At 65.3% G+C, this 10,743-nt stretch carries 11 protein-coding genes and 1 pseudogene; 8 read left to right on the forward strand and 4 right to left on the reverse strand.

Annotated elements, in window-relative coordinates; all coding sequences use genetic code 11:
- The 8 genes and pseudogenes from ASE59_RS20500 to ASE59_RS00985 all read left to right on the forward strand — a co-directional run.
- Nucleotides 1-1,701: pseudogene (locus ASE59_RS20500) on the forward strand (glutamine-synthetase adenylyltransferase); the annotation flags it as partial.
- Nucleotides 1,682-2,143: a peroxiredoxin gene (locus ASE59_RS00955; RefSeq protein ID WP_082457996.1), complete on the forward strand. Its 462-nt coding sequence runs from the start codon at nucleotides 1,682-1,684 to the stop codon at nucleotides 2,141-2,143. The pseudogene ASE59_RS20500 and the gene ASE59_RS00955, both read left to right, overlap by 20 nt.
- 258 nt (nucleotides 2,144-2,401) lie before the next feature.
- Nucleotides 2,402-3,571: a M23 family metallopeptidase gene (locus tag ASE59_RS00960; protein ID WP_056451014.1), complete on the forward strand. Its 1,170-nt coding sequence runs from the start codon at nucleotides 2,402-2,404 to the stop codon at nucleotides 3,569-3,571.
- A 54-nt stretch (nucleotides 3,572-3,625) separates the two neighbouring features.
- The gene (locus ASE59_RS00965) at nucleotides 3,626-3,961 is read left to right on the forward strand and encodes a HesB/IscA family protein (protein ID WP_056451017.1); all 336 of its coding nucleotides are present in this window, start codon (nucleotides 3,626-3,628) and stop codon (nucleotides 3,959-3,961) included.
- A gap of 1 nt (nucleotide 3,962) precedes the next feature.
- Nucleotides 3,963-4,733, forward strand: a complete 771-nt coding sequence (gene xth, locus ASE59_RS00970; protein WP_056451020.1) for an exodeoxyribonuclease III — start codon at nucleotides 3,963-3,965, stop codon at nucleotides 4,731-4,733.
- On the forward strand, nucleotides 4,730-5,488 hold the full coding sequence (locus ASE59_RS00975) for a transporter (RefSeq protein WP_056451023.1): 759 nt from the start codon (nucleotides 4,730-4,732) through the stop codon (nucleotides 5,486-5,488). The genes xth and ASE59_RS00975 overlap by 4 nt, the downstream gene beginning before the upstream one ends.
- Before the next feature lie 194 nt (nucleotides 5,489-5,682).
- Entirely contained in the window at nucleotides 5,683-5,997 is a 315-nt protein-coding gene (locus ASE59_RS00980; protein ID WP_056451027.1) for a hypothetical protein, read from the forward strand.
- Between the two features lie 25 nt (nucleotides 5,998-6,022).
- Nucleotides 6,023-6,241, forward strand: a complete 219-nt coding sequence (locus ASE59_RS00985; RefSeq protein WP_056451034.1) for a hypothetical protein — start codon at nucleotides 6,023-6,025, stop codon at nucleotides 6,239-6,241.
- 45 nt (nucleotides 6,242-6,286) lie between these two features.
- Here ASE59_RS00985 and ASE59_RS00990 read toward each other — a convergent pair whose 3' ends face one another.
- From ASE59_RS00990 to lptF, 4 genes are all read right to left on the reverse strand, one after another.
- Nucleotides 6,287-7,435 (reverse strand): hypothetical protein, encoded by a 1,149-nt coding sequence (locus ASE59_RS00990; RefSeq protein WP_056451038.1) that lies wholly within the window; start codon nucleotides 7,433-7,435, stop codon nucleotides 6,287-6,289.
- Between the two features lie 67 nt (nucleotides 7,436-7,502).
- Nucleotides 7,503-8,261: a sterol desaturase family protein gene (locus tag ASE59_RS00995; protein WP_056451041.1), complete on the reverse strand. Its 759-nt coding sequence runs from the start codon at nucleotides 8,259-8,261 to the stop codon at nucleotides 7,503-7,505.
- Between the two features lie 94 nt (nucleotides 8,262-8,355).
- Nucleotides 8,356-9,447 carry an LPS export ABC transporter permease LptG gene (gene lptG, locus ASE59_RS01000; RefSeq protein WP_056451044.1) on the reverse strand — a complete coding sequence of 364 codons (1,092 nt, stop codon included), beginning with the start codon at nucleotides 9,445-9,447 and terminating at the stop codon, nucleotides 8,356-8,358.
- Nucleotides 9,447-10,640, reverse strand: coding sequence for an LPS export ABC transporter permease LptF (lptF, locus tag ASE59_RS01005; protein ID WP_200913133.1), 1,194 nt, complete (start codon nucleotides 10,638-10,640; stop codon nucleotides 9,447-9,449). The genes lptG and lptF overlap by 1 nt, the downstream gene beginning before the upstream one ends.
- Between the last annotated feature and the right edge of the window lie 103 nt (nucleotides 10,641-10,743).

Below are 10,743 nucleotides of genomic sequence, written 5' to 3' on the forward strand. Positions count from 1 at the left end.
CAGGTGATGGCGCAAGGCTACACGCTGTTCCGCACGATCGAACACCGGTTGCAGATGGTCGACGATCGCCAGACGCACAGCCTGCCCGATCAGCACGAGGCACTCGACCGAGTGGCGCGGCTCCATGGCGTCGAGGATGGGCAGGCGCTGCTCGACCTGCTGGCGCCGCACGTCGCGGCTGTGGGTGCGGTCTACGACCAGCTCGACGGCGCATCCGAACCGCGCCTGCCGGTCGATCCGCAGACGCTGGCCGAGCGGCTCGGAACGCTCGGCTTCGCATCGAGCGAGCAGGCGGCGCGGCGGATCGCCGACTGGCGCGGCGGAGCCTATCCGGCGCTGCGCAGCCCGGCGGCGCGTGCGGCTTTGGAGGATAGTCTGCCCGGGCTGATCGCCGGCATTGCGACCGCATCGGACCCCTATGCCGCGCTGTTGCGGCTCGATGCGATGCTGACTCGCCTGCCGAGCGCGATCAACCTGTTCCGCCTGCTGGAAGCCCAGCCGGCTCTGGCCCGGCTGCTGAGCACCATCCTGTGTCATGCGCCGACACTGGCCGAGGCGCTGGCACGGCGGGCGACGCTGCTCGACGGGCTGATCGACGCGCGCGCGCTCGAACCGGTCGGATCGGTCGCCGAACTGGCGGCGGAAATGGCGGCGCGGCGGGCGGAGGGCTATGAACGGCTGCTCGACCACGTCCGAGACGTCGTCAACGAAAAGCGGTTCATGCTGGGCGTTCAGGTCGTGGCCGGCACTGGTGATCCGCTTGGCGTCGCGGATGGCTATGCGCGCGTTGCGGAAGCGGCGGTACAGGTGCTTGCCACTGCCACCGCCGATGAGTTCGCCGAGCGCCATGGCCGGGTGCCCGACAGCGAACTGATCGTACTGGCGCTCGGCCGGCTGGGCGGCGGGGCGCTGACCCATGCTTCCGATCTCGACCTCATCTACTGCTTCACCGGCGATTTTTCGGCGGAATCGGACGGGTCCAAGCCGTTGGGGGCAGTGCTCTATTACAACCGGTTGGCCCAGCGACTGACGGCGGCGCTGTCGGTGCAGACCGCATCGGGGCCGCTGTACGAGGTCGATACGCGGCTACGGCCGTCGGGTGCACAGGGGCCGCTGGTCGTGTCGCTCGCGGGGTTCGAGCGCTATCAACGCGAGGATGCGTGGACATGGGAGCATATGGCGCTCGCGCGCGCGCGACCGATCGTCGGGTCGCCGGCGGGCCGTGCAGCGGCGGCCGAGATCATCGCGCGGGTGCTAGCGGGCGATCGGCCGGACCGCGACGTCGCCGCGGAGGCGGTGACGATGCGCGCCGACATGGCCCGGCACAAGCCGCCTGCCGGGCCGTTGGACGCGAAACTGTCGCCGGGCGGCCTCGTCGATCTGGAGTTCGCGGTTCACGTCACGCAGTTGCTGAGCGGGCAGGGGCTGTCACCGCGGCTGGGCGAGGCGATCGATGCGCTGGTGGCGGTTGGCCAGTTGTCGGCCGGATTGCACGAGGCGCATGATTTCCTGACCCGGCTGATCGTCACGATGCGGCTGGTCGCACCCGATGCGCAGCTGCCGCCGGAGACGACCCGGCCGATCCTCGCCGCCGCACTGGGGTGCGCGGACTGGGATGCGGTGCTTGCCAGGCTGGACGCCGCGCGGCAGGTGGTCGGCGGCAGCTGGCAGGAGATAGTGAATGGCGTTGGCGATTGGTGACAAGCTGCCGGTGGGCGAACTGATCCTGGCGGACGGCACGCCGCTGTCCCTACAAGACCGGGCGGGACAGCCGCTGGTCGTCTATTTCTATCCCAAGGCCGACACGACCGGCTGTACGCGTGAAGCGCAGGATTTCTCGGCACTTGCCGACGACTTCGCACAAGCAGGCGCAACCATCCTCGCCATCTCGCGCGATACGCCCAAGAAACTTACGTGCTTCGCCGAAAAGCACGCGCTGACGGTTTCGCTGGCAAGCGATCCCGATGGCAGCGTTTGCGAAGCGTTCGGTGTTTGGGTCGAAAAGCAGATGTATGGCCGGACCTATATGGGCATCGAGCGGGCGACCTTCCTGTTCGGTGCGACCGGGCGGCTGGTCCGCGAGTGGCGCAAGGTGAAGGTTGCCGGACACGCCGCCGACGTCCTCGCCACTGTTCGATCCTGACATCGGCGAATCGATTGCAGGCGACCTCGCGGGCTACGTGCGTCGACGTCCGCCGCGTCCGGGTCACATGGTTAAACGACTGACCGCGCCAGTACGGCGCTTTACCGCTTGGGTTTGGCCGGGCGCTTGCGTAACCGGGCCGCTATCCGGCAAGTCCTCGATCCGTCGACGCGGTGGGGCAAAACCGTCGGGACATTGGGGTTCATCGTTCGTGTCGGCGTTTCCGGCGCGTGCATAACGCTCGGATAGCGGGACAGAATGTCGATTACTTCCGTATTGAAAAACAACGTCGCTCCGTTCGCCGGGTTCCGTTCCTTCTTTCGTACGCGGCACTTTCTGTTCCATGATGGCGGCCAGCTCCGTCGCCACACCATTACCGGCCGTAACCAGGCAGCGGCCGCCGGCCTCGCTGCCGTCACCATCGCTTTCTCGGCATTCGGGATGAACCAGGCAGCGACCGGCGCTGTCGCCACGTCGGACGAAAAGGTCGCGGCGATGCAGCAGCAGGTCGACGCGATGCGCGCCGATGTCGCCCGCCTCCATGCCGATGCCCGCGCGCATGCCGCCCGGCTCGACATGCGACAGGCGGCACTGGCGGCGGTGCTGACCGGTGACGAGGATGCCGACGCGCTGGCACTGGCCGCGCTGGATCAGGCACCCGCCACCGGTGCCAATTTCGTCACCCGCCCGTTCGAACGCGTCGCACACCAGCAGGCGGAAATGGCGTCGCAGGCCAAGGCGATTGCCGATGCCCGTTATGCCGATACCGCACGTACCATCCGCAAGCTTGGCCTGAACCCCCGCCGCGTGATCCCGGCAATGGGCGGCCCGTACGAGCCGGTCGATGCCGCCACCGCCGCTGCGGCGACCGCCGCCTCGGCCACCGCCGATGCGCAGGCGGACGCCCAGTTCCGCGCGCTGTTCCTCAGCTGGAAGAAGCTGGATACGCTGGAACAGGCAGCGATTTCTATCCCGTCCTACCAGCCGGTCGAGCGCCTGTCCTTCACCAGCAATTTCGGCGTCCGTTCCGACCCGTTCCGTGGTACCGCCGCGATGCATGCCGGGGTCGACATCCCCGGTCCGCTCGGCACCCCGGTCTATGCGACCGCCGACGGCATCATCGCCCGCGCCGAACGCGCCGGCGGCTATGGCAATCTGATCGAAGTGAACCATGGCAAGGGTATCGCCACCCGCTACGGCCATTTGTCGAAGATCATCGTCCGCGACAGCCAGCGCGTGAAGCGCGGCCAACTGATCGGCCTGATGGGTTCGACCGGCCGCTCGACCGGCAGCCACCTCCATTACGAAGTCCGCATCGACGGTGCGGCGGTCAACCCGGCCCCCTATCTGCAGGCGGGCGAACTGGCGATGGCGGCGGATCGTGCGCAGCGGCAGCGGGTGGCGATGGGCGGCCCGGTCGCCGACTGACGCGTCGCGGACTGACCCGTTGCCGATCGATCGCGGCGGGCCTATCTGAACGCGATGACGACCAGCACCGATATTTCCCTGTCCACCTCCGCCGCACAACGTGTCGCGGCGATTGCGGCGAAACAGGCCAAGCCCGCCATCCTGCGCCTTTCGGTTGAAGGGGGCGGCTGTTCGGGCTTCCAATATCGCTTCGGACTGGCCGATGGTGTCGAGGCCGACGATAGCGTCGCCGAGACCGATGGGGTGACGCTGGTCGTCGACTCCGTCAGCATCGATCTGGTCCGTGGCAGCGAAGTCGATTTCGTCGAATCGTTGGGCGGCGCGGCATTCCGCGTGACCAATCCGCAGGCGGCATCGGGCTGCGGCTGCGGCACCAGCTTCGCGATCTGACGTGCGGATCGTCACCTACAACGTCAACGGCATCAAGGCGCGCCTGCCGCGCTTGCTGGAATATCTGGCCGAGGAACAGCCGGATATCGTCTGTCTTCAGGAACTGAAGTCGAGCGACGATACCTTTCCCGAAGCCGATATCCGCGCAGCCGGTTACGGCGCGCTGTGGCATGGGCAAAAGGGGTTCAACGGTGTCGCCGTGCTGGCACGCGGCACTGACCCGGTCGAGCGGCAACGTGGCCTGTCCGGCGAGCCGGAGGACGAACATAGCCGTTATCTGGAGGCCGAGGTCGACGGGCTGGTCGTCGCCTCGATATACCTTCCCAACGGCAATCCGCAGCCAGGGCCGAAGTTTGACTACAAGCTGCGGTGGATCGATCGCCTACGCGAGCGGGCGGCTGCGCTGCTGGCGGAGGAGCGCGCGGTCGTGCTGGCCGGCGACTACAACGTCATTCCCAACGACGATGATACCTTCTCGGTCCGCGCGATGCATAGCGATGCGCTGATGCAGCCCGAGTCGCGTGCCGGCTACCGCGCGCTGCTGGCGCAGGGGTGGACCGATTCGCTGCGGACGCGTTTTCCGAAGGGGGGGATATGGACCTTCTGGGACTATCAGGCGGGATCGTGGCAGCGCGATGCCGGCTTCCGTATCGACCATCTGTTGCTCAGCCCGATCGCCGCGGACCGGCTGGTCAATGCGGGTGTCGACAAGGCGTATCGTGGCCGGGAAAAGGCCAGCGACCACGCGCCAACCTGGGTCCGGCTGCGTTGATCGCGCGTCTGGCTGCGCTCGGCGCAGCGGCGGCACTGTCGACCACCGCGGCGGCGGCGCGCGACTATTGTCCGACACGCCCTAGCCTCGGCCAATCGGCCTGTGTGCTCGATCCGGGCCGGGCCGCGGTCGAAACCGCGCTGTCCGATTGGGAGCGTGACGAGGACAGCGATACGGTGCTGTTCGGCGATACGCTGTTCCGGCTCGGGCTGACCGACCGGATCGAGGCGCAACTGGACTGGACGCCGCTCGGCATCGCGCGCGACCGGGCCAGCGGGCGGCGGACGACGCGAACCGGCGATATGGAGATCGGCGCCCGGATCGCGCTGCGCAATCCCGATGGCAAGGGGCTATCTTATGGTCTGCAACCCTCGGTAACGGTGCCGGTGGGGCGCACGCCGATCGGCGGCGGTGGCTGGGGGACGGCGGTCGTCGCCCCGATCAGCTATGACCTCAACAACACGCTGAACCTGCAATTCTCCCCCGAACTGGCGTGGACGCCGCGCGAGAATACGCCCGGCCATATGGTGGCAACGACCGCGACGCTGGGTCTCGGCATCAATCTGTCCGATCGGTGTCAGCTGACGGCGGAGGGGCAGTGGTCGCACGAAGACGAAGCGACCGAGCATCGTGTCGCACTCGCCATCGCGTGGCAGCTGTCGCCCGACCTGCAGATCGATGCCGGCGGCGTCGCCGGGCTGGACGACGATACTCCCGAATTGCGCGTTTACAGCGGTGTCTCGCATCGTTTCTAATCCGTATCGACCGATACGTCGGATACTATCCTAACCGATGGCGGCGATTCCTGCGGATTGGTGGCAAATGCCACATCTACAAATGTGGTCATTCTGTAAGTCATTGGAAAGTAATAGAATATAAAACTGGCACGGTCGCTGCAAAGTAACTGGCATGTCCGGCAACACACCGGATCGCACAGGGAGACAGCATCATGACCGCCATTCGCTTCGCCACTTCGATCGTCCTCGGCCTGGTTGCCACCACCTCGGCCTTCGCTGCCGAGCCGGAAGCCGCACCCGTCGCCACGCCGAGCCCGGTCGCTGCGACCGCCGCCGCATCGGCGCTGCCGCTCACCATCACGCTAGCCGCCGGTCCCGCCGCCGCCGCGTACAAGGCTGCGCCGAATGCCCGCTACTGCTTCCGCACCGAACGCACCGGTTCGCGGATCATGCCGCGCGTTTGCAAGACCCGCAGCGACTGGGAAGCCATCGGCGTCGATCTCGATGCCGCACTGGCCGGTCGTTGAGTTTCAGGAACGGGAGGGAACATCCATGATCGCAACGCTGCTGGCCGCACTGTTCGCCGCCACCACCCCTGCCACCGAAACGGTCGCGCAACCGACCACGCCGGTCGCTACCACTCCGCGCGTCAAGCGCTACTGCATCATCGATCGCCGCGAAGGGTCGCTGCAAAAGGGAAAGATTTGCCGGACCCGTGACGAATGGCGCACCCGTGGCTTCGACCCCGTCCTGGTATTGGGTCGCGTATGATGATGACGATCGCCGCCGGGGCGGGGCATCCGGCGGCCGTCATCCTTACAGGGTCCGTTCGTACATCTGATAGACGCGGTTGATCCTGCTATCGATGGTGGTGGCGATCGCGTTCATGCCCTGATTGTCGTCGAGTACCCAGCCGATCTCGCCGCGCGTCGCGCCGAATTTAGCCACCGCGTCGCGACGGATATATTCGATCATCATGAAGGCCAGCTGGCTGGCCATGCGCGATGCCTGCAACCGCTTGACCACGCCCATCAACGGTACGCGCATCGTCCGTGCCTTCGGCGCCCGCAACCAAAGCAGCAGCTTCAGCCAGTTGAATGGCAACAGCGATCCGCCCATTGGTTTCAGCGGCTCGTTCATGTCCGGCAGCGTAATCATGAACGCGACCGGTTCACCGTCCAGTTCGGCGATGCGGATCAGGTCCTCGAACACCAGCGGCTTCAGCTTCTTGCCGACATCGTCGACCTCGGGCTGGGTCAACGGCACGAAACCCCAATTGTCCGACCATGCATCGTTCAGGATGCGCAGGATGATCGCGGCCTCGTCGGCGAACTTTGCCTTGTTGACGCGCCGGATGCGGATGCGCTCATTCTTTTCACCGGCCGCCACGATACGCCGCACGATCGGAGGGAAATCCTTGGTGATGTCGAGTTCGTAGGTCACGAGCTGCTTGACCGGGGCATAGCCCGCGCCCTCGATCCAGCCGCGATATTGCGGCAAATGATGACCCATCAGTACGGTCGGGCTATGGTCGTGGCCCTGAATCAGCAGCCCCGGCTCTTCCCAGATCGACAGCGCGACCGGACCGATCGCGCGGTCCATGCCCTTGCCGCGCAACCATTGCTCGGCCTGTACGATCAGCGCCTTGCCGGTCGCTTCGTCCTCGGCTTCGAACATGCCCCAAAAGCCGACGCCGGGGCCGAAGCCCTTGTCGCTCGGCATGGTCAGGGCCAGCGTGTCGAGATGCGCCGAAATCCGTCCGACGACTTGTCCGGCGCGTTCGGCGACGAACAACTGTCCTTCGGCATGGCTGAACCAGCCATTCTTCTTCGGGTCGATCGTCGCCGCGACTTCGGTCTTCAGCGGCGGCACCCAGTGCGGGTCGTTGGCATAGAGGCGATAGGGCAAGGCGATGAATGCCTTGCGATCGGCAGCGGTAACGACCGGACGGATGGTGATCGACATGGTTTCCCCCAAAACGCAACGGGGCGGCAATGCGCCGCCCCGTGTCAAACTTCAAATGACAAATCGGTCATCCGCGATAGCGGGGATGCCCCTTGGCCACGCCGCCCGACAATTCGGCGACCTTCGGATACTTCTTGGCGACTTCCTCGGTGTAGCCAAGGTTGAAGACCGTGGCGCTCTTCTCGGGACGTTCCGACCGCTCGTAATGGGTGCCGAAAATCTTGTCCCAGAAGAAATTGGTGATGCCGAAATTGCCATGTTCGTCATGGAAGTGGTGCGCCATGTGCTTCCGTTTCCACGCGATCAGCAGCTTGTTCTTCGGCTTGTAGGCCAGATGCTGGATGCAATGGCAGAATTCATAGAAACAGGTGGTCAGCAGTCCGGTCGCCAGCGCCGCCATGGAGCCACCGAAGCCGCCGATCAGATACCCGATTGGTGCAGTCGCGATCGCGATCGCGGGCAGCGTGGTGTGCAACGCGCCGAACAGCACCTCCAGGTGATTGGGGTCCTGATGGTGATCGTAATGGATGCGCTTCCACGTCGCGGCGAGCGGTGAGATCTTGAACATCCAGTTCGAATGCAGCACCCACCGGTGCAACACGTACCACACGAACGGATAGGCGAGAATCGCGACCCCGACCGACGCCAGCGTCGGCAACAGCGGTGCCGGCGACCAGACGAACAGACCGATCGCAACGAACGACAGCGCGATATATGCGATGATCGCCGGATACTGAAAATACGCGACGACAAGCTCCTTGAAGGTCATCTTGTCGAGATGGTGCGACTTCTTCCAGAAGCCCTGCTTCTCGGTGATCGCGTTCATCGGGCCAACTTCCTCAACTCATTCCTCGATCGGGCGATGCCGCCCATCATCCGCATCTGGGGACGATTTGCGGCCAAAGTACGACGATGTTGCGTCATTCCTCGGTCCGGATCAGCACCGCTTCGCCGATCAGGAAGAACAGCAGGAACGGTGCCCATGCGGCAAGGAACGGGGGATAGGCGCCAAGGTTGCCCATCGCCAACGCAAAATTGTCCGCCACGAAATAGGTAAAGCCGAGCGCCATGCCAATGACTGCGCGCACGAACAATTTGCCCGACCGCGCGACACCGAACGCGGCCACGGCGGCGAGCAGCGGCATCAGCACCGCCGACAACGGCCCCGACAGCTTGTGCCACAATGCGCCTTCCAGCGCCTTGGTCGGGCGACCCGCCTCGACCAGATCGTCGATCGCGCTCGACAATTGGGTGAAGGACAGGCCGTCCGGATCGACATTCTGCAGGGTGAACTGGTCCGGCCGCACGCCACCGGCGATACGCAACGTGCCCAGCCGTTCGCGGACGCCGGTGGCGACGGTGAAGCGTTCGGCATTCTCGATCCGCCATGCGCCGTTTTCGCGCCAGCCGCCACTGGCGGTCGTCAGCGCGCGCAGCGAGGAGCCTTCGCGGCTATAGACGGTGATGCCGCGCAGTCGCGTCGCTTCACCCCGCCCGGATACGCGCGCGACCTGGATCAGATTGTCGCCATCGCGGACCCAAACATTGGTGCGGTCGCCGCGATCGACCGGCATCGGGCCGTAATCGACATTGTCCCACACGGTCAGCGTCGCCGTCGCGCGTGCCACGACGCGTTCGTTGAACGCGAACGACAGGGCCGCCACGCCGAAGCTGGCAAGGATCAGCGGGGCGAGCACCTGATGCGCCGACAGGCCGGCAGCCTTCAGGCTGATGATCTCGCTGTTCTGGTTCAACTGCGTAAGCGTCAGGATCGTGCCGAGCAGCACCGAGAAGGGCAGGAAGCGCGCCACGATCTGTGGGGTGCGCAGCGAGATATATCGCAGGATTTCCGCCTGACCGTTGCCGGGTTGGGCGAGGATCTTGCCGCTTTCTGACAGCAGGTCGAGCGCCTGAAGCACCAGCACCAGCGCGAACAGGATGGCGAAGGTGCGGATGAGGAACAGCCGCGCCATGTAGATCGCGACGGTCGTCGATGGAAAGAAACCACGCATCACGCGGTCGCCTTGCGCCGGCCCGGCAGATAGCGGCCGATGAACTTGCCGACCTTGGCCGCACCGCGTTCCAGCCCGCCGATCGGCTCCCCGCCGGGCACGCGCGCGATCACCCAATAGAGGCGGAACACTAGTGCCGCGAACAGCAGGAACGGTACCCATAGCGCAAGGATCGGGTCGATCCGGCCAAGCCCGCCGACCGCTTCGCCATATTCGTTGACCTTGTGATAGGTCACGATCATCACGATCGACAGGAATACGCCGAGTGCCGACGACGACCGTTTCGGTGGTACGCCCAGCGCCAGCGCCAGCATCGGCAGCAGGAACATCGTCGCGACCTCTGCCAGCCGGAAATGGAAATTCGCGCGCGCGGCGTCGCGATCCTCTTCGCTGACGTTCGGATTATGTCCGGTGATGGCAAGCTGTGGCAGCGTCTGTTCGAGATCGCGTCCCCCGCGCGGGCGGAAATTGCCGAACTTCGGCAGATCGATCGGCAGGTCGTGCGCGGTAAAGGTTAGCGTGCGCGGCACCCGAAAATCGGGCGAATTGTGAATCAGCGTGCCGTTTGTCAGGCGAAAGATGATCGTGTTCGGATCGTCGGTGCGCAGGAACTGCCCGCGTTCGGCCGTGACGCCCAGCCATTGGCCGTCGGGCCGGCTGGCCTGGACGAAGATGCCGCGCAGATCGGCACCAGAATCGCGGCTCTCCTCGATACGCAGCGTCATCCGCTCGCCGAGCTTGGTGAACTCGCCGACCTTGATCGACGCGCCGAGCGCGCCGGTGCGCAGTTCGAAGCGCAGCGCCTCATAATTATAGCGGGCCAGCGGCTGGATATAGCCGACGATGGCAAGGTTCGCCGCCGCCAGCACCGTGGCGTAGATGAACGGCACGCGCAGCAGCCGCCAATAGCTCATGCCGACGCCCAGCATCACGTCTAGCTCGGACGACGTCGCCAGCTTGCGAAAGGCGAGCAGGATACCCAGCATCAGCCCGATCGGGATGCCGAGTCCCAGATATTCGGGCAGCAGATTGGCGAGCATCCGCCACACGACGCTGACCGGCCCGCCCTCCGCCGCGACGAAATCGAACAGCCGCAACATCCGGTCGAGGACGAGCAACATCGCCGAAATCAACAGCGTAGAGAATAGCGGCACCGCGATCAGCCGGGCCATGTAGCGATCGATCGATGGCATGGGGGACGGCTATAGCGAAGGTGTCGAGGGAAGCTAGCCCCAAGCGGTACCGCAAATCCTCCCCGCTACGCGGGGGGGGGGGGCGCCGCGAAGCGGGGGGGGG

It is taken from the genome of Sphingomonas sp. Leaf10 (assembly GCF_001421245.1).
GTDB lineage: Bacteria > Pseudomonadota > Alphaproteobacteria > Sphingomonadales > Sphingomonadaceae > Sphingomonas.

Coding starts and splice junctions, on each gene's coding strand:
- ASE59_RS00955 (WP_082457996.1), top strand. CDS start 1,682: ATGGCGTTGGCGATTGGTGACAAGCTGCCGGTGGGCGAACTGATCCTG.
- ASE59_RS00960 (WP_056451014.1), top strand. CDS start 2,402: ATGTCGATTACTTCCGTATTGAAAAACAACGTCGCTCCGTTCGCCGGG.
- ASE59_RS00965 (WP_056451017.1), top strand. CDS start 3,626: ATGACGACCAGCACCGATATTTCCCTGTCCACCTCCGCCGCACAACGT.
- ASE59_RS00980 (WP_056451027.1), top strand. CDS start 5,683: ATGACCGCCATTCGCTTCGCCACTTCGATCGTCCTCGGCCTGGTTGCC.
- ASE59_RS00985 (WP_056451034.1), top strand. CDS start 6,023: ATGATCGCAACGCTGCTGGCCGCACTGTTCGCCGCCACCACCCCTGCC.
- ASE59_RS00990 (WP_056451038.1), bottom strand. CDS start 7,435: ATGTCGATCACCATCCGTCCGGTCGTTACCGCTGCCGATCGCAAGGCA.
- ASE59_RS00995 (WP_056451041.1), bottom strand. CDS start 8,261: ATGAACGCGATCACCGAGAAGCAGGGCTTCTGGAAGAAGTCGCACCAT.
- lptG (WP_056451044.1), bottom strand. CDS start 9,447: ATGCGTGGTTTCTTTCCATCGACGACCGTCGCGATCTACATGGCGCGG.
- lptF (WP_200913133.1), bottom strand. CDS start 10,640: ATGCCATCGATCGATCGCTACATGGCCCGGCTGATCGCGGTGCCGCTA.